Here is a 16,547-nt window from a genome sequence, read left to right as displayed (position 1 = left end):
GGTGATCCGGTGGAGTACGCAGTTGTGATGAAGGGAATCGTTAAAAGGTTTCCAGGAGTTCTGGCAAATGATCACGTGGATCTCTTCGTCGAAAAGGGTGAAATCCACGCTATCGTTGGTGAAAACGGCGCTGGAAAAACCACTCTCATGAAACAACTCTACGGCCTCTTAAAGCCCGATGAGGGGGAAATCTACATAAACGGAAAAAGAGTAGAATTTTCCGGTCCCGCTGACGCGATAAAAAATGGTATAGGTATGGTTCACCAGCATTTCATGCTCGTTGACAACCTGACGGCTTACGAGAACGTGATCATCGGGATGGAACCAAGGAAAGGAATTCTTCTGGATAGGAAAAAGGCGAGAAAAGAAGTTAAAAAACTCTCGGAAGAGTACGGATTAACAATAGACGTCGATATGAAAATAGAGGACATGCCCGTGGGGTTGCAGCAGAGAGTAGAGATCATCAAGACACTCTACAGAGGAGCAGAGATTCTCATATTAGATGAACCTACTGCCGTCCTCACTCCACAGGAAACAGAGGAACTCTTCGAAGTCTTGAGACGATTGAAAAAGAGCGGGAAGACGATCATATTCATTTCGCATAAATTGAACGAAGTGATGGAGATCTCCGATAGAATCACCGTTATGAGACAGGGAAGGGTCACAGGAAACCTCATTACTTCACAAACCACACCACAGGAAATAGCGAGATTGATGGTGGGAAGGGAAGTCGTTCTCACGGTTGAGAAAAAGCCAAAAGAAGCCGGTGAAACACTCCTCAAAATAGAAGATCTCTGGGTCAAGGACAACAGGAAACTGGACGTTGTAAAGGGAGTTTCTTTCGAGGTAAAGAGGGGAGAGATAGTAGGGATAGCCGGTGTTGCTGGAAACGGTCAGTCCGAACTGGTAGAAGCGATCACAGGACTTCGCAGAGCGGAACGCGGAAGAGTCCTCTTCAGAGGTGAAGATATAACGGGATACGACCCAAAAAGATTGCGAGATCTCGGAATGTTCCACGTTCCAGAAGATCGACTCAAAAGAGGTTTGATAGTGGATTTTCCGGCATATTTCAACACCATTTTGGGAAGGCACATGATAGAGCCTTTCGTGAAGAGCGGTTTTCTCAACATGAAGGAAATAAAAAGATTTTCAAAACAACTTTTTGAAAAGTTCGATATCAGGCCGAGAAATATAGAACTCCTCGCGGGAAGTTTCTCCGGTGGGAATCAGCAGAAGATCATCGTTGCGCGTGAAATGAGTTTCTCCCCCGAACTTCTCGTTGTGGCTCAACCGACACGTGGTCTGGACGTGGGTGCGATAGAATTCATCCACAAAACACTCGTATCGATGAGAGACGCAGGTGTTGGTATTCTTCTCATATCCATGGAACTGGACGAAATCTTCTCGCTCAGCGACAGAATACTGGTTATGTACGAAGGACAGATAATGGGAGAAGTCAGACCGGAAAAAACCACTCCAGAGGAAGTAGGGCTCATGATGGCAGGTAAAAGACTGGAGGAGATCAGAAGATGAACAACAGGGTGTGGTCATTTCTTGTCCCGTTCTTTTCGGTCATCATAGCACTTCTTATAGCAGCCGTGGTGATCATTCTGATCGGGCAGAACCCCGTGATAGCGTACAAAGCCATGATCGAAGGGGCTTTCGGAAATATCCAGGCTCTGGCCGATACGGTGATAAAAACCACGCCGCTCATCCTAACAGGACTCGCCGTTGGATTTGGTTTCAGAGCAGGGCTATTCAACATAGGAGCGGAAGGACAGATGATCATGGGAGGGATTCTGGCAACTGTCGTTGGAATGCACATGAGAGGAATACCGCCATTACTCGCTATCCCTCTTACGATGATTGCCGGCATGCTGGGAGGTGCCGTCTGGGCCTCTATAGCCGGTTATCTGAAGGCAAAAACGGGAGCACACGAAGTTGTGTCAACCATAATGCTGAACTGGATTGCAACCTACATATCCTCCTACCTCATCACGGGACCACTGGCAGTGGGATCGGGTACCCCAAAAAGCCCAGAAATTGCTCCTTCTGCCAAACTTCCTCCTATTGTTACAGTTGGCGCCTTAGAAATGACCTCCGGTATTCTGATTTCAATCCTTTCAGCGGTGGTTATATACATCGTTCTGGAGAAGACGAAAACTGGCTATGAGGTGAAAGCAGTTGGATTCAATCCGTACGCGGCAGAATATGGAGGAATAAACATCTCAAAGAACATCGTCATGTGTATGGCAATAAGCGGAGCGCTGGCGGGTCTTGCTGGAGCCCTGGAAGTGATGGGGTTACATCACAGGTTCCTAGGAACACTCTCCGGCGGAAAGGGCTTCGATGGAATCTCGATCGCGCTGATCGGACAAAACCATCCCATAGGCATCATCTTCGCCTCATTTCTCATAGCTGCTCTGCGAACTGGATCGAGCAACATGCAGTTCGTTGGGGTACCAAAACACATCGTCACAATCATACAGGGTATCGTCATATTCCTCGTCGCAGCCGACAGGATTGTTAAAACCCTTCTCAGGTTCAGGAAGGTGAAAAGATGAAAATACTGGAAGTGCTCTGGAACATTTTCTCGAATCCCCTCTTTTACAAGCTCACTCTCACAGCTTCCACTCCTCTTCTTTTCGCATCCCTTGGAGGTGTTTTCAGTGAAGTTACAGGGGTTGTGAACATCGCCCTTGAAGGAATAATGCTCCTTGGAGCGTTTTCTTCGGTGGTGATCACATACTACACCGGAAACGTGTGGCTCGGTTTCTTGCTTTCCATCCCCATAGGGATCGGATTTTCCTGGTTCCACGCCTGGGCGAGTATCAAATGGAGAGGTAACCAGATAGTGAGCGCGACGGCGTTGATACTGGTCGCGCAGGGTCTGACAGGTTTTCTCATGGAACCGATATTCGGTCAGCCGGGGCAGACACCTTATGTGGGTCGAATCGAAGAGATCACACTACCTGGAATTTCCTCCATTCCTTTCATCGGAGAAGCCATCGGAACCATCAGTCCAATAGTTCTCATAGCCTTCGCAATGGTCTTTTTTGCGTGGTTTTTGATCTACAAGACCCCACTGGGTCTCAGAATGAGGGCAGTAGGTGAAAATCCCGAGGCCGCCGATACTCTCGGTGTTGACGTCTTCAAAATAAGGTACTTCGGAGTTCTCATGAGCGGTGCTCTGGCGTCCATGGGAGGAGCGTTCCTTTCCATAGGAGAGGTCGGTAACTTCAGGGAACTCATGACGGGAGGAAGGGGCTTCATTGCCCTTGCGGCCATGATCCTTGGAAATTGGAATCCCATAGGTGCCATGTGGGCCTGCCTCATGTTTGGTATGTCAGAAGCTCTGGCCAATCAACTTCAGAGCAGTCCCATTCTCAACGTACCCGCTACGGCAAAACCGTTGTTCAATCTCTTTCCGTTCGTTGTTACCCTCGTTGTCGTGGCTGGCCTGATAGGAAGAACTAGACCACCAGCAGCCGATGGTGTTCCCTATGAAAAAGAAGAGTAAGACCTCATGAAATCCAGGACCAACTTCGTTGCCCTCACATCATCTTCGTTGTACAGGAGCATCTGCTTTAGAAGCTCCTCGTTTCTCGTTTTTTTCCATTTCTCATAAAGCCGCAGTATTTCATAACCATTCAGAGACGTTCTCCAATCGTACCCCAGATACTTAGCGATTCTTTTGAGTGAGTAGGACATAACCGGAAAAACGAAGTGATTCCTCAGAATTGAGAACACATCGAGAAAATTCATCCTTTTGTTTCTGCCGATCAATGAAATCAGCTTTCTCTTCTCTGGTCCATGATAATGGTAGAGAACACTTCCATCATCCAGAGAGTTCAAAAATGCGATCAGATCTTCTTGATCTTCTTCCAGAAAATATCTGTACTCATCACCTATTAAAAACCCATAGAGAAAATCACTCTCTTCCGCTGGATGATACTCTATGTCAACTATTGTTCCTTCTGGAAGATCTTCCGGAGGAGTTATCATTATCACTCTATTCTCGAGAAACGCCCTCGCCGCCATGATGAACCTTTTTCCCTTCTCTTTTCCAAATACCTTTTCCAGGATTCTCTGGTCCGCCCCTGCGAGATCTTCCAGCGTTTCTATACCCATTCCATAGAGAACCCTGTACGTTTCTTCTCCTATCCCGTTCACCAGAAGCAAACTCTTCTCTTCAAGAAGCTTCCCTTCGCAATCTTCGAGAAAATCACAGTATCTACAGTGTTTTCCCACTCTGGGATGAGGATCATCATCTAATGTCAACATTTCTCTCAAAACATCTTCGACGATGGGTATCAGATTTTTCCAGTTTTCCATCTTTCTTGAGAAGCTGTCGGATACGATCTCCACTCCAGAAACCTTCAGACCAGCTTTTGAGAAAACCAGGGCATGATAAGCGCTCTCAAGGATGTATTTGTCTTTAAACCTTTTTGCGTTCTTTCTTAGAATAATTCTCCATCCATCCCTTTCTTTCACAACCAGATCGGGATTTGAAACCAATCCATGACCCTCAAACTCACACACGATCACAGGATTTTCGAGAGGGAATCCAGCCTCCATTAACTCCTCCGAAAAATTCGGAGAAACCTCTTTTGAAATTTTTTTTGAAAGGTAATATCGCCTTGGACACACCAAGAAATTTTCCATATCTTCGTAGCTTATTGTCATCGAATAATCCCTCCACAATTTCGACGTGGTAGAATATTTCTGAAGTTTATTATACTGACAATCGGAGGTGCTCAACATGGATGAACGCACGGAACTTTTGAAAAGAATAGAAGAGCTGGAAGAGAAGCTGCGGCAATGCCAGCAGAGAGAGCAGGAGCTCGAGGCTCTGATAGAAGAATACAACGAAGTCATGAAGAAACAATTCCAGGTGTTCGACGATTTCTTTGAAAAGCTGGGAACTACAAAAATGATCGATCCACTGACAAGAGTGTACGCGAAAGACCATTTCCTGAGACTCCTATCTTATCAACATCAGAGGGCCTTCGAAGAGAACACACCTTACACGATATTCTTTGTGAAAACAAAGGTATCTGAGAATGAAAGAGAAAAAGCGCTGATGAAGATAGGAAAAGTTCTCAAAGAATGCGTGAGGGTACCCTTAGATAGTGTGGGCAGATACTCCGATGATACTTTTGCACTCTTCGTAATCGGTGTTGGAAAAGAAACGGCTCCGAATATAGAAGAGAGAATAAAAAATCACATCGAAAGTATAGGAGACATCGAATACTCGATTGCATACAAAAGCTATCCTGAAGATTTCATGGATCTGGAAAAGGCGATCCTCGATCTTGAAAAGGCGGTGGCTTGATTGGGCAAACTGGTCGTTCAGGGTGGTACCGTTCTCGAAGGAGAAGTGGAGATATCGGGTTCAAAAAACGCTGCTCTTCCAATAATGGCAGCGGCGATTCTATGCGATGAAGAGATAATTCTCAAAAACGTACCGAGACTCCAAGATGTCTTCGTCATGATAGACATCCTGAGATCCATTGGATTCAGAGTGGAATTCGACGAGAACGAACTGAAGATCAAAAGAGAAAACGATATCTCACAGGAAGTACCTTACGAACTTGTCAGGAAGATGAGGGCGTCCTTCAACGTGCTCGGTCCGATCGCTGTGAGAACTGGAAGGGCGAAAGTTGCTCTTCCAGGCGGGTGTTCCATAGGTGTCAGACCTGTGGACTTTCATCTTGAAGGTCTCAAAAAAATGGGATTCTCGATAAAAGTGGAACACGGCTTTGTTGAAGCCACCTTTGAAAGAAGAACCGACCAGGTGACGATTACCCTTCCTTTTCCAAGCGTTGGTGCCACGGAACACCTGATGACCACAGCGGCTCTCCTGGAAGGCACTCGTGTGGTGATAGAAAACGCCGCCATGGAACCTGAAATCGTGGACCTTCAAAATTTCATAAACAGAATGGGTGGACGTATTGAAGGAGCCGGAACCAGCCGAATAGTGATTGAAGGCGTGGAGAAAATGCAGGGAGTTGAATACAGCATCATTCCCGATCGAATAGAAGCTGGAACGTACCTGGTAGCCATCGCAGCAAGTCGAGGAAAAGGTCTGGTGAAGAACGTGAACCCGGATCATCTCACGAACTTTTTTGAGAAACTAGAAGAAACAGGGGTAAAACTTAAAGTTTTTGGAAACGAAGTAGAGATCGAAATGAGAGAAAGACCAGAAGCGGTGGATGTTACAACGAATCCGTACCCTGGTTTTCCCACGGATCTCCAACCTCAGATGATGGCGTATCTATCGATAGCGTCGGGAGTCTCGGTTATAACCGAAAACGTCTTCAAAACGAGGTTCTTACACGTGGACGAGTTGAAAAGAATGGGAGCGGACATAGAAGTTTCTGGAAACGTTGCCATAGTGAAAGGAGTTGAAAAGCTCAGCGGTGCCCCTGTTGAGGGAACGGATCTCAGAGCAACCGCTGCCCTTCTCATAGCGGGAATCATAGCGGATGGTGTTACAGAGATAAGCAACGTTGAACACATATTCAGAGGTTACGAAGATGTCATAGACAAATTCAGCAAACTGGGAGCAAAAATCGAGTATGTCGAAAAAGAAAATTGAGAGAATAAAAGAGATCGAAACCACACTTTGGGACAACCTTGAAAAGTGCGAACTCTGTCCTCGAAAGTGTGGTGTTGATAGATACAGAACCACCGGAATCTGTGGACTGCCCGCCAGAGCGAAGATATCCAACGCGGTTCTTCACTTCGGTGAAGAACCTCCCATCTCTGGAAAAACGGGTGCGGGTACGGTGTTCTTCAGCGGTTGTAACATGAAATGTGTATACTGTCAAAACATGGGATTCAGTCAGAAAGGAATAGGAACAGAGGTTGAAGTGGAAGACCTTGCGGAGATATTCTTGATCCTGCAAAAACACGGTGCGAAGACCCTGAATCTTGTCACCCCCACACCACACCTTCCGTTCATAATCTCAGCCCTGAGAATCGCCATTGAAAATGGATTGAACCTTCCCATCGTCTACAACACCAGCGGATACGAAGACCTCGAGATTCTCAGACTTTTAGAAGGTGCCGTTGATATCTATCTTTCCGATGTGAGATATTCGGACAACGAAGCTTCTAAAAAGTACTCAAAAACCCCGGATTACTGGACAGTTGTTCAGAAGGCCATCATCGAGATGTTCAGACAGGTGGGTGTCTTCGACGAAGAAAAAATGAAAGGCCTCATTGTGAGAATTCTTGTTCTTCCTGGAAACGTGGTGGATTATTCTGAAATTTTTTCTTTCCTTTCAAGCCTGTCCACACGAATTCCTCTCTCCATAATGAATCAGTACATCCCTCACTTTGACGCCCAGAAATTTCCCGAAATAAGCAGAAAACTGAACCAGGACGAGTACGAAAAAATTTTAGAACTGGCTGAAAGATACGGTTTTACCGAAGGATGGTATCAATCTGAAGAAAAAGAGAGAGTGACCGCCAGAGGCCTGAAGGAAATCTCCGAAAAATTACAATTTTTAAGGTTAAAAACCCATAATTCCTATTAAGCAGTCGAAAATGGAGAAAACAACAGATATCCGACCTTGATTTTAAATTATTTCCCGCATATAATTAATGAGAAGATAATATTACGATCCAAAAGGAGGAATCGAAGTTGAAATACAACTCTCCGAGAATAAAAATCCTCAACAAAAAGAGCATCCTCAAGGTGATTCACGAAAACCATCCCATCTCCAGATCAGACATATCGGAGGTCACAGGGCTCACGCCGAGCAGTGTAACAAGACTCACGAAAGAACTCATAGATGAAGGTTATATAAGAGAGATCGGTACGATGGGGAAAAATTCTCCCGGAAGAAGAAGAAGAATTCTCCTCGATCTAAGAAAGAACGCCTTTTTGAGTTTAGTCTTCGATATAGGAGTGAATATAACGACCTACGGTGTTGGATTTTTCGACGGAGAAGTAGAACCGAGGGGAACTTTCAACACACCGAGGGAACCAGTGGAATTCTTCAACATAGTCAAAGAAATCTACGAACGCATCTCAGGTGAATATAGAATTTCAAGAATCTCTCTTTCCGTTCCAGGAATGGTTGATATGGAAGAAAAGAAAATACTTCTCGCCCCAAACCTTGAGTGGGAGAATGTGAGTATAAAAGAACTCCTCAAAGTCGATGTTCCCGTTCTTGCGGACAACGAGGCGAATCTTTCCATGCTCGCCGAAAAGTACCACTCAGAAGATCTGAGAAACGTGAAAGAAGCCGTTTTTATCATCATAAGAGAGGGTGTTGGAGCGGGATTGATGATCGATGGAAAGATCTTCAGAGGTCCTTCTTTTACAGCGGGTGAAGCAGGGCACATGACAGTGAACATGTACTCCGACAGGCAGTGCCACTGTTCCAACTGGGGTTGCTGGGAACTCGTCTCTTCGATCAACTGGGCGATCGAGCAGTACGGGAAAGAACTCCCTGGAAAAAACGCAATAGAGAAATTCCAGGCGCTGAAGCAGAGAAACGATGCAAAAAGAATACTGATGAAATTTGCGGAAAACATAGCGGTCGGCATCGTGAACCTGGTGAACATATTGAATCCTGAACTCGTGATCCTTGGTGGGGAAGTCGTCGATCTTGGTGATAGTTTTCTCGATATTGTAAAAGACTTTGTCCATCAAAGAGCTTTGAAGGCCGCTGTGAAGGATCTGAAAATCAGAACCACAGAATTCAGAAACATCAGTTCCAACCTCGTGGGCGCGGCCGTACTGGCTGTCGAGGACATAATAGAAGAAGTCAAATAAAGGAGGTGACAGTATGTTCAAAATTTCATCCTATCTTCCAACGGAGATCATTTTCAGGGTGGGAGCGGTGGACGAACTGGAAGAAAGGGCAAAAAAGCTCGGAAAAAAAGCATTGATTGTGACAGGGCGCTCCAGCACTAAGAAGACCGGCCTTTTGCAGAGAGTGGTAGATCTTCTCAAGAAAGCAGGAGTGGAAAGTTTCGTCTTCGACAAAATAATTCCCAACCCGATATCGGATCACGTCGATGAGGCTGCAGAAATCGTGAGAAAAGAGAAAATAGATTTCATCATAGGACTTGGTGGAGGAAGTCCAATAGACAGCGCAAAAGCGATTTCTATTACCGCTCCGAATGAAGGAAAATTCTGGGATTACGTTCCCGTAGGTGGTGGAAAGATTCCAGAAAAATCCATCCCCGTTGTTGCTATACCCACCACACACGGAACGGGAACCGAGGCAGATCCATTTGCGGTGATCACAAATCCCCAAACGAAAGAAAAAGTGGGAATAGGCTATAGAAACACCTTTCCCGTTCTCTCCCTTGTGGATCCTGAAGTGATGAAGACATTACCGAAAGACCAGACCGCGTACACCTCTATGGATGCGTTCTATCACGCTATAGAATCCTTCCTCAACGTGAATGCGAATCCTTACTCGGATGTCCTCGCCCTGGACGCCATGAAAAGGATTGTGACATATCTCCCAGTTGCTTACGAGAACGGAGAAGATATGGAAGCCAGAACGAACCTCGCCTGGGCCAGTACTGAAGCAGGAATCACAGAGACTCTGACCGGTGTGATCGCAAACCACGCGCTGGAGCATGGTCTCAGTGGTTTCTATCCAGAAATCACCCATGGTCTTGGTCTGTGCATCACAGGTCCGTACCTGTTCGAATACATCTTCGATCACGCCTACGAGAGACTCGCCATCGTTGGAAGGGAAGTGTTCGGCGTTTACGAAACAGACGATAGAAAAGCTGGAAGGATCGCTATCAAGAAACTGAGAGACTTCCAGGAAATGTTCGGTCTCAACAAGAGACTCAGTGAACTGGGTGTGAAAAAAGAGGATATTCCAAAGATGGCAGAAACCGGCTACAGGATACTGAATGGAGTGGTTGTTGTAACTCCCGGTAACTTAACCGCGAAGGACATGGAAGAAATATTCAACAGGTGTTACTGAGGAGGAGATAGCTTGGCTTCGAAATTTAAGAAGAGAACTTTCAGAGAACTCGGCCCTTTAGTTGCTCTCGTCAGTCTGGCTGTCTTCACGGCTATCCTGAATCCCCGCTTTCTGACGGCATTCAATCTTCAGGCTCTCGGAAGGCAGATAGCGATCTTTGGCCTGTTAGCTATCGGTGAAACCTTTGTCATCATCTCCGGGGGAGGAGCCATCGACCTCTCCCCCGGTTCTATGGTGGCGCTCACAGGGGTAATGGTCGCCTGGCTCATGACTCACAGTGTTCCCGTGTGGATCTCTGTGATTCTCATTCTATTGTTTTCTATAGGAGCAGGTGCGTGGCACGGCTTGTTCGTCACAAAACTCAGGGTTCCCGCCTTTATCATCACCCTTGGAACACTGACAATCGCCCGAGGCATGGCAGCCGTGATCACAAAGGGATGGCCTATAATCGGACTCCCGTCTTCTTTTTTGAAAATCGGGCAGGGTGAATTTTTGAAGATACCGATCCCGGTGTGGATTCTCCTTGCAGTGGCTCTTGTGGCAGATTTCTTCCTCAGAAAGACCGTTTACGGAAAACACCTGAGGGCTTCCGGCGGTAACGAAGTCGCCGCAAGATTTTCCGGGGTGAACGTGGACAGGGTGAGAATGATAGCGTTCATGGTATCAGGGTTCCTTGCCGGTGTGGTGGGGATAATCATTGCGGCAAGGCTTTCTCAAGGGCAACCAGGTGTTGGTAATATGTACGAACTCTATGCCATAGCCTCTACCGTGATCGGTGGAACGAGTCTCACGGGAGGAGAAGGAAGTGTTTTAGGAGCAATCGTAGGCGCGAGTATCATTAGTCTTCTCTGGAACGCTCTCGTTCTTCTCAACGTTTCGACGTACTGGCACAATGTAGTCATCGGAATCGTCATAGTTGTGGCAGTAACTCTCGACATATTGAGAAGGAGACTTGCAAGCAAATAACAGGTGGGTGGGTCATGAAAAGACTTCTGGTTTTTCTTTCGATCTTTTTGACAACAGTTTTGCTTTTTTCAATTGATTCAAAAGTGAACTCCAAGGAGGAAAACGGAGTGAAACTGGTGGCGCTCACTTTCGATGACGGTCCTGATGTAAAACTCACCTCCGCAGTACTGGACACTCTTGAAAAACACGGTGTTGTAGCTACCTTTTTCGTTGTGGGACAGAGGTTGAACGAAAGTACTCGAGCTATCCTCGAAAGAATGATATCCATGGGATGTGAAATAGGAAATCACTCGTGGAATTATGAACCACTTGACAAAAAAGATCCTGAGACGATAAAAGATCACATCGAACGCACGAACGAGCTTATCAAGAAATACGCAGGAAAAGAACCTCGATTCTTCAGGCCACCAAACTTGGCAGTGAGCGGTACCATGTTCGATGTGATAAACATGCCGTTTGTGAGTGGCGTTCTCGGTTACGACTGGGCAGGATGCGATAGAGATCCCCAAAAGATAGTAAACAACGTACTGAAAGGCGTAAGAGATGGTGCAATAATTCTTCTTCACGACGTACAGCCGGAGCCGCATCCGATCGTCGAAGTCCTGGAGATACTGATCCCAGAATTGAAAAAACGTGGATACGAATTCGTCACTCTGAGCGAGCTTTTCAAAAGAAAAGGAGTGAACCCTGAAGATCCGGTGTACAGAAAAAAGATGTGGGTGTATGTGGAATAAACCATCTTTCAAGGGGGTGTTATCATGAGGAAACTTCTGGTTTTTCTTTCGGTTCTCCTGGTTGCTGGTCTGTCGCTGGCTCTCACCATAGGTGTTATCGGAAAATCCGTCCATCCTTACTGGTCACAGGTGGAACAGGGTGTTAAAGCGGCGGGGAAGGCCCTCGGAGTGGATACGAAGTTCTTCGTCCCACAAAAGGAAGATATCAACGCCCAGCTTCAGATGCTCGAATCTTTCATAGCCGAGGGCGTGGACGGTATTGCGATCGCACCGTCCGATCCAACTGCAGTCATCCCCACCATCAAGAAAGCCCTTGAGATGGGTATTCCTGTTGTCACTCTCGATACAGACTCTCCAGACAGCGGAAGGTACGTCTACATCGGAACGGACAACTACCAGGCGGGTTACACAGCCGGTCTCATCATGAAGGAGCTCCTTGGAGGAAAGGGTAAGGTCGTCATAGGAACGGGTTCACTGACGGCTATGAATTCCCTTCAGAGAATCCAGGGGTTCAAAGACGCCATCAAGGATTCAGAGATAGAAATAGTCGACATTCTCAACGATGAAGAAGACGGTGCAAGGGCTGTGTCTCTGGCGGAAGCTGCCCTCAATGCCCATCCAGATCTCGATGCATTTTTCGGTGTGTACGCCTACAACGGACCTTCTCAGGCACTCGTGGTGAAAAATGCTGGAAAAGTTGGGAAAGTGAAGATCGTCTGTTTCGATACAACACCCGATATTCTTCAGTACGTGAAAGAGGGAGTTATTCAGGCAACAATGGGGCAGAGACCTTACATGATGGGATACCTGTCAGTCACAGTTCTTTATCTGATGAACAAGATAGGTGTTCAGAACACTCTGATGATGCTTCCGAAAGTCAAGGTTGATGGAAAGGTTGACTACGTGATCGACACAGGTGTTGACGTGGTCACACCAGAGAACCTCGATGAATATTTGAAGAAGATGGAAGAACTCGGAATTCCAATAAAATTCTGAAAAACACGAGGAGGGGTGTTTCCCCTCCTCGTTTTCAGGGGTGATCGAATGGAGATACTGAAAGCAAAGGGCATAGTGAAAAGATTCCCTGGAGTTGTGGCTGTGGACAACGTCGATTTTGAGGTTTACGAAAACGAGATTGTCTCTCTGATAGGTGAAAATGGTGCTGGTAAATCCACCCTCATAAAAATTCTGACGGGTGTCCTCAAACCTGATGCGGGAGAAATTCTGGTCAACGGCGAAAGGGTAGAATTTCACTCTCCGGTCGACGCGTTCAAAAAGGGTATAAGTGTTATCCATCAGGAACTGAACCTGTGTGACAACATGACTGTGGCGGAAAACATCTTTCTCGCCTATGAAGCTGTCAGAGGACAGAAAAGAACCCTTTCCAGTAGAGTTGATGAGAACTATATGTACACAAGATCTAAAGAACTGCTCGATCTCATCGGCGCCAAATTCTCTCCAGACGCTCTGGTGAGAAATCTCACCACCGCCCAGAGACAGATGGTGGAGATATGTAAGGCACTGGTTAAAGAACCCAGGATCATCTTCATGGATGAACCCACATCATCTCTCACTGTCGAAGAGACAGAAAGACTCTTCGAAATCATAGAAATGTTGAAAAGTAGAGGTATTTCTGTCGTTTTCGTTTCACATAGACTGGACGAAGTTATGAGGATAAGTGACAGGATCGTTGTGATGAGAGACGGAAAAAGAGTCGGCGAGTTGAAAAAAGGAGAATTCGATGTGGACACGATCATAAAAATGATGGTAGGACGTGAAGTGGAGTTTTTCCCACACGGAATTGAGACCAGACCCGGAGAAATTGCACTCGAAGTCAAAAACCTGAGATGGAAGGATAAAGTGAAGAATGTTTCTTTTGAAGTGAGAAAGGGAGAAGTTCTGGGATTCGCGGGACTTGTGGGGGCTGGAAGAACTGAAACGATGCTCTTGGTGTTCGGAGTGAATCAAAAGGAATCTGGAGACATATACGTTAACGGAAGGAAAGTTGAAATAAAAAATCCGGAAGATGCCATAAAGATGGGGATAGGACTCATTCCTGAAGACAGAAAACTTCAGGGACTCGTTTTGAGAATGACTGTGAAGGACAACATCGTGCTCCCATCACTGAAAAAAATCAGCAAATGGAGGCTCGTGCTCGATGAAAGAAAAGAAGAAGAGATCTCAGAAGACTATGTAAAAAGACTCTCCATAAAAACGCCTTCCATTTATCAAATAACAGAAAATCTATCGGGCGGAAACCAGCAGAAAGTGGTCCTTGCCAAATGGCTCGCCACGAATGTGGATATTCTGATCTTCGACGAACCAACACGCGGAATAGACGTTGGTGCAAAGGCAGAAATACACAGAATGATCAGAGAACTCGCCGCACAGGGAAAAGCTGTGATCATGATCTCTTCGGAACTCCCAGAAATACTGAATCTCAGCGATAGAATAATCGTCATGTGGGAAGGTGAAATCACAGCCGTTCTGGACAACAGAGAGAAAAAAGTCACCCAGGAGGAAATAATGTACTACGCATCTGGACAGAAAAAACAGAACGGGAGGGTCGCATAATGAACCTGTACGTGGGACTCGATGTGGGAACGACCGGCGTCAAGGGAATTCTTGTGAACGAGAAGGGAGAGATTCTCGCTACTGCGAACGAAAGACTAATGATGCTCACTCCTCAGCCCGCCTGGGCAGAGCAGGATCCCTTCTCCTGGTGGGAGGCGGTGAGAAAAATACTGAAAAACCTCTCCGACAGATCGAAAGAAATGGGCGGCAAAATAAGAGCGATCTCCACCAGCGGGCAGATGCACAGTCTTGTAGCAATAGATGACAACGGTAAAGTCCTGAGAAATGCCATCCTCTGGTGCGATCAGAGAACATACAAAGAGTGTGAAGAAGCCACCCAGATCCTCGGCGGAGAGGAAAACGTTCTCAAGCTCGTCGGAAATCCTATTTTGCCCGGTTTCACACTCCCAAAAATACTCTGGATCCGAAAGCATGAACCTGAGATCTACGAAAAAATCTCAAAAATCATGCTTCCGAAAGATTTCATAAACTACATGCTCACCGGTGAGGTGAAAACGGAGCATTCCGACGCCTCCGGAACGGTGATGTACAGTGTGTCAAAGATGGAATGGAACAAGGACGTATTGAAAGAACTCAACATACCGGAAAGTGTTCTTCCAGAGATAATACCGTCGAACGGCGTGGTTGGAAATGTGAAACCCGAAGTAGCGTCGGATCTCGGTCTCTCCGAAGACACGCTTGTGATAGGCGGAGGAGCCGACAACGCCTGTGCAGCTCTTGGAATAGCCGTCGTAGAACCGGGTGACGTGATGGTGAGTCTCGGTACTTCAGGAACCGTTCTGGCACCCACAAAAGGGAATCAGCCCGATCCAAAGGGTAGAGTACATTTCTTTGCACACACCGTTCCAGAAACAAGATACCACATGGGTGTGATGCTCTCCGCTACCTATTCACTGGAGTGGTTCAAGGAAAAATTCCTGAGCGAAGATTACGAAACAATCAACGAAGAGGTGGATAAAATTCCTGCAGGATCAAACGGGATAATCTTCCTGCCGTATCTCAACGGTGAAAGGACACCACACAGAGATCCATTCGCGAGGGGTGTTTTCTTCGGTATATCCTCGTACAACACCAAGTGGGATATGGTGAGAGCCATATTCGAAGGCGTTGCCTTCGGTATCAAAGATTCGTTCGATATACTGAGAGAACTCAAGGTGGTTCTCAACAGTGTGAGAATTACAGGAGGAGGTTCAAAGAGCAGGGTATGGAACAAAATGCTCGCAGATATGACAGGATTGAGAATACAAAAACCAGCCGTGGATGAAGGGGCGTCTTACGGTGCAGCGATCCTCGCAGTGTCTGGCTCAATGGGAGAAAATCCCGCGAAAATTTCGAAAGAGTGGTTCCGCGTGAAGAGTTACACTGACCCTGCTGTTGAAAACACAGAAACCTACGAAAAACTACACGAGAAATTCAAAAAACTCTACACATCTCTCAAAGAGATGTTCAGATCTTGAAAAGAGGGCGCTCTGCCCTCTTTATTGAAAGAGTTCAAGTAGTTCTTTTCGAGTTCTTTCGAAGTACTCATTCTCAAGTGCCCAGGAAAACCCTAGTTTTTCGTAAAAATCCTTCACACGCCATCGATAGTGCATGTCGTCGATAAACACGCAATCCACGTGAGGTTTCAACACGCTCGCCAGCTTTTTCGGGTTCATGGGAAGCATGGGACTGATGAAAACACAGGTCCTTATTCCATTTTCTTTCAGCACCTTCAAAACCTCCACTCTCTCCTCTATGGAACTCGCGTTGGGCTCGAACATCTTCCGGATTTCGTCGTCATCAGTTGTGACGCTGAGTCCAACCGAGATTCTTCTCATCTTCTTAAACAGGTCCAGGTCCCTTAAAACGAGTGTGGATTTTGTGAGAATCATCACCTCGATTTCCAGAAGCGGGAACTCCAGAAAGACTTCGAGACATCTTCGAGTGAGCTTGTACTCTTTCTCGATAGGTTGATACGGATCACACATGGTGCTCATGAAAACGTGGTGTGGTTTCTTCTTGATGATATCTTTTCTGAGAACTTCGGCTATGTTTCGTTTCACGATGATTTCTGACTTCCAGTTCATCTCTCTGTATCGCCGTGCGTAATCACTGGCGTAACAGTACACACAGGCATTGGTACAGCCCACGTAAGGGCTGAGAGTGTACCTTCTTTTCGATTCGGAATAAGTCAGTGCGCTCTTAACATTTATCTCTTTTACTCTCATCTTCAAAAGGATACCATGGGAAATTCTTTAGAAATTTTCCGATACTGTTTCAGAATATCCACCGGGATGGTGATGTA

The 16,547-nt window shown here is 46.3% G+C and carries 15 protein-coding genes; 13 read left to right on the top strand and 2 right to left on the bottom strand.

Annotated elements, in window-relative coordinates; all coding sequences use genetic code 11:
* The first annotated feature begins 9 nt into the window (after window positions 1–9).
* From TPET_RS04205 to TPET_RS04195, 3 genes are read left to right on the top strand one after another with little or no spacing between them, the layout of a single operon-like run.
* A complete protein-coding gene (locus tag TPET_RS04205; RefSeq protein WP_011943407.1) occupies window positions 10–1,533 on the top strand; it encodes an ABC transporter ATP-binding protein in 1,524 nt (507 codons plus the stop codon).
* A complete protein-coding gene (locus tag TPET_RS04200) occupies window positions 1,530–2,564 on the top strand; it encodes an ABC transporter permease (RefSeq protein ID WP_011943406.1) in 1,035 nt (344 codons plus the stop codon). The genes TPET_RS04205 and TPET_RS04200 overlap by 4 nt, the downstream gene beginning before the upstream one ends.
* Window positions 2,561–3,520: an ABC transporter permease gene (locus tag TPET_RS04195; RefSeq protein WP_008194051.1), complete on the top strand. Its 960-nt coding sequence runs from the start codon at window positions 2,561–2,563 to the stop codon at window positions 3,518–3,520. The genes TPET_RS04200 and TPET_RS04195 overlap by 4 nt, the downstream gene beginning before the upstream one ends.
* On the opposite strand, the gene TPET_RS04190 is transcribed toward TPET_RS04195, so the two are convergent.
* A complete protein-coding gene (locus tag TPET_RS04190; protein WP_011943405.1) occupies window positions 3,502–4,686 on the bottom strand; it encodes a TM0106 family RecB-like putative nuclease in 1,185 nt (394 codons plus the stop codon). The two genes, TPET_RS04195 and TPET_RS04190, sit on opposite strands and share 19 nt — an antisense overlap.
* 76 nt (window positions 4,687–4,762) lie before the next feature.
* Between TPET_RS04190 and TPET_RS04185 the strand changes: the two genes are divergently transcribed.
* From TPET_RS04185 to xylB, 10 genes are all read left to right on the top strand, one after another.
* Window positions 4,763–5,335, top strand: a complete 573-nt coding sequence (locus TPET_RS04185; protein WP_011943404.1) for a diguanylate cyclase domain-containing protein — start codon at window positions 4,763–4,765, stop codon at window positions 5,333–5,335.
* The gene (murA, locus tag TPET_RS04180) at window positions 5,336–6,601 is read left to right on the top strand and encodes a UDP-N-acetylglucosamine 1-carboxyvinyltransferase (RefSeq protein ID WP_011943403.1); all 1,266 of its coding nucleotides are present in this window, start codon (window positions 5,336–5,338) and stop codon (window positions 6,599–6,601) included. It begins immediately after the preceding gene.
* Window positions 6,582–7,544, top strand: coding sequence for a radical SAM protein (locus TPET_RS04175; RefSeq protein WP_011943402.1), 963 nt, complete (start codon window positions 6,582–6,584; stop codon window positions 7,542–7,544). The genes murA and TPET_RS04175 overlap by 20 nt, the downstream gene beginning before the upstream one ends.
* Before the next feature lie 107 nt (window positions 7,545–7,651).
* A complete protein-coding gene (locus TPET_RS04170; RefSeq protein WP_011943401.1) occupies window positions 7,652–8,791 on the top strand; it encodes an ROK family transcriptional regulator in 1,140 nt (379 codons plus the stop codon).
* 13 nt (window positions 8,792–8,804) lie between these two features.
* Window positions 8,805–9,968: an iron-containing alcohol dehydrogenase gene (locus TPET_RS04165; protein ID WP_011943400.1), complete on the top strand. Its 1,164-nt coding sequence runs from the start codon at window positions 8,805–8,807 to the stop codon at window positions 9,966–9,968.
* Between the two features lie 12 nt (window positions 9,969–9,980).
* Complete coding sequence (locus tag TPET_RS04160; protein WP_011943399.1) at window positions 9,981–10,934, top strand: ABC transporter permease; 954 nt, start codon at window positions 9,981–9,983, stop codon at window positions 10,932–10,934.
* Window positions 10,935–10,948: 14 nt separating this feature from the next.
* Complete coding sequence (locus tag TPET_RS04155) at window positions 10,949–11,668, top strand: polysaccharide deacetylase family protein (protein WP_011943398.1); 720 nt, start codon at window positions 10,949–10,951, stop codon at window positions 11,666–11,668.
* Window positions 11,669–11,692: 24 nt separating this feature from the next.
* Window positions 11,693–12,664, top strand: coding sequence for a sugar-binding protein (locus TPET_RS04150; RefSeq protein WP_011943397.1), 972 nt, complete (start codon window positions 11,693–11,695; stop codon window positions 12,662–12,664).
* Between the two features lie 15 nt (window positions 12,665–12,679).
* Window positions 12,680–14,242 carry a sugar ABC transporter ATP-binding protein gene (locus TPET_RS04145; RefSeq protein ID WP_128080927.1) on the top strand — a complete coding sequence of 521 codons (1,563 nt, stop codon included), beginning with the start codon at window positions 12,680–12,682 and terminating at the stop codon, window positions 14,240–14,242.
* Complete coding sequence (gene xylB / locus TPET_RS04140) at window positions 14,242–15,720, top strand: xylulokinase (protein ID WP_011943395.1); 1,479 nt, start codon at window positions 14,242–14,244, stop codon at window positions 15,718–15,720. The genes TPET_RS04145 and xylB overlap by 1 nt, the downstream gene beginning before the upstream one ends.
* A gap of 21 nt (window positions 15,721–15,741) precedes the next feature.
* Here the strand turns inward: xylB and TPET_RS04135 are convergent, their stop codons facing one another.
* On the bottom strand, window positions 15,742–16,470 hold the full coding sequence (locus TPET_RS04135; protein ID WP_011943394.1) for an SPL family radical SAM protein: 729 nt from the start codon (window positions 16,468–16,470) through the stop codon (window positions 15,742–15,744).
* Window positions 16,471–16,547 lie beyond the last annotated feature (77 nt).

The sequence above is a fragment of the Thermotoga petrophila RKU-1 genome (genome assembly GCF_000016785.1).
Lineage (GTDB): Bacteria > Thermotogota > Thermotogae > Thermotogales > Thermotogaceae > Thermotoga > Thermotoga petrophila.
Note: the sequence above shows the minus strand (reverse complement) of the source record. Positions and strands in the feature narration are given on the sequence as shown.

Bases quoted from the DNA above. Each gene is read 5' to 3' on its own strand.
- xylB (WP_011943395.1), top strand. From the start codon at position 14,242: ATGAACCTGTACGTGGGACTCGATGTGGGAACGACCGGCGTCAAGGGA.
- TPET_RS04200 (WP_011943406.1), top strand. From the start codon at position 1,530: ATGAACAACAGGGTGTGGTCATTTCTTGTCCCGTTCTTTTCGGTCATC.
- TPET_RS04195 (WP_008194051.1), top strand. From the start codon at position 2,561: ATGAAAATACTGGAAGTGCTCTGGAACATTTTCTCGAATCCCCTCTTT.
- TPET_RS04185 (WP_011943404.1), top strand. From the start codon at position 4,763: ATGGATGAACGCACGGAACTTTTGAAAAGAATAGAAGAGCTGGAAGAG.
- TPET_RS04135 (WP_011943394.1), bottom strand. From the start codon at position 16,470: ATGAGAGTAAAAGAGATAAATGTTAAGAGCGCACTGACTTATTCCGAA.
- TPET_RS04165 (WP_011943400.1), top strand. From the start codon at position 8,805: ATGTTCAAAATTTCATCCTATCTTCCAACGGAGATCATTTTCAGGGTG.
- TPET_RS04190 (WP_011943405.1), bottom strand. From the start codon at position 4,686: ATGACAATAAGCTACGAAGATATGGAAAATTTCTTGGTGTGTCCAAGG.
- TPET_RS04175 (WP_011943402.1), top strand. From the start codon at position 6,582: ATGTCGAAAAAGAAAATTGAGAGAATAAAAGAGATCGAAACCACACTT.
- TPET_RS04155 (WP_011943398.1), top strand. From the start codon at position 10,949: ATGAAAAGACTTCTGGTTTTTCTTTCGATCTTTTTGACAACAGTTTTG.
- TPET_RS04150 (WP_011943397.1), top strand. From the start codon at position 11,693: ATGAGGAAACTTCTGGTTTTTCTTTCGGTTCTCCTGGTTGCTGGTCTG.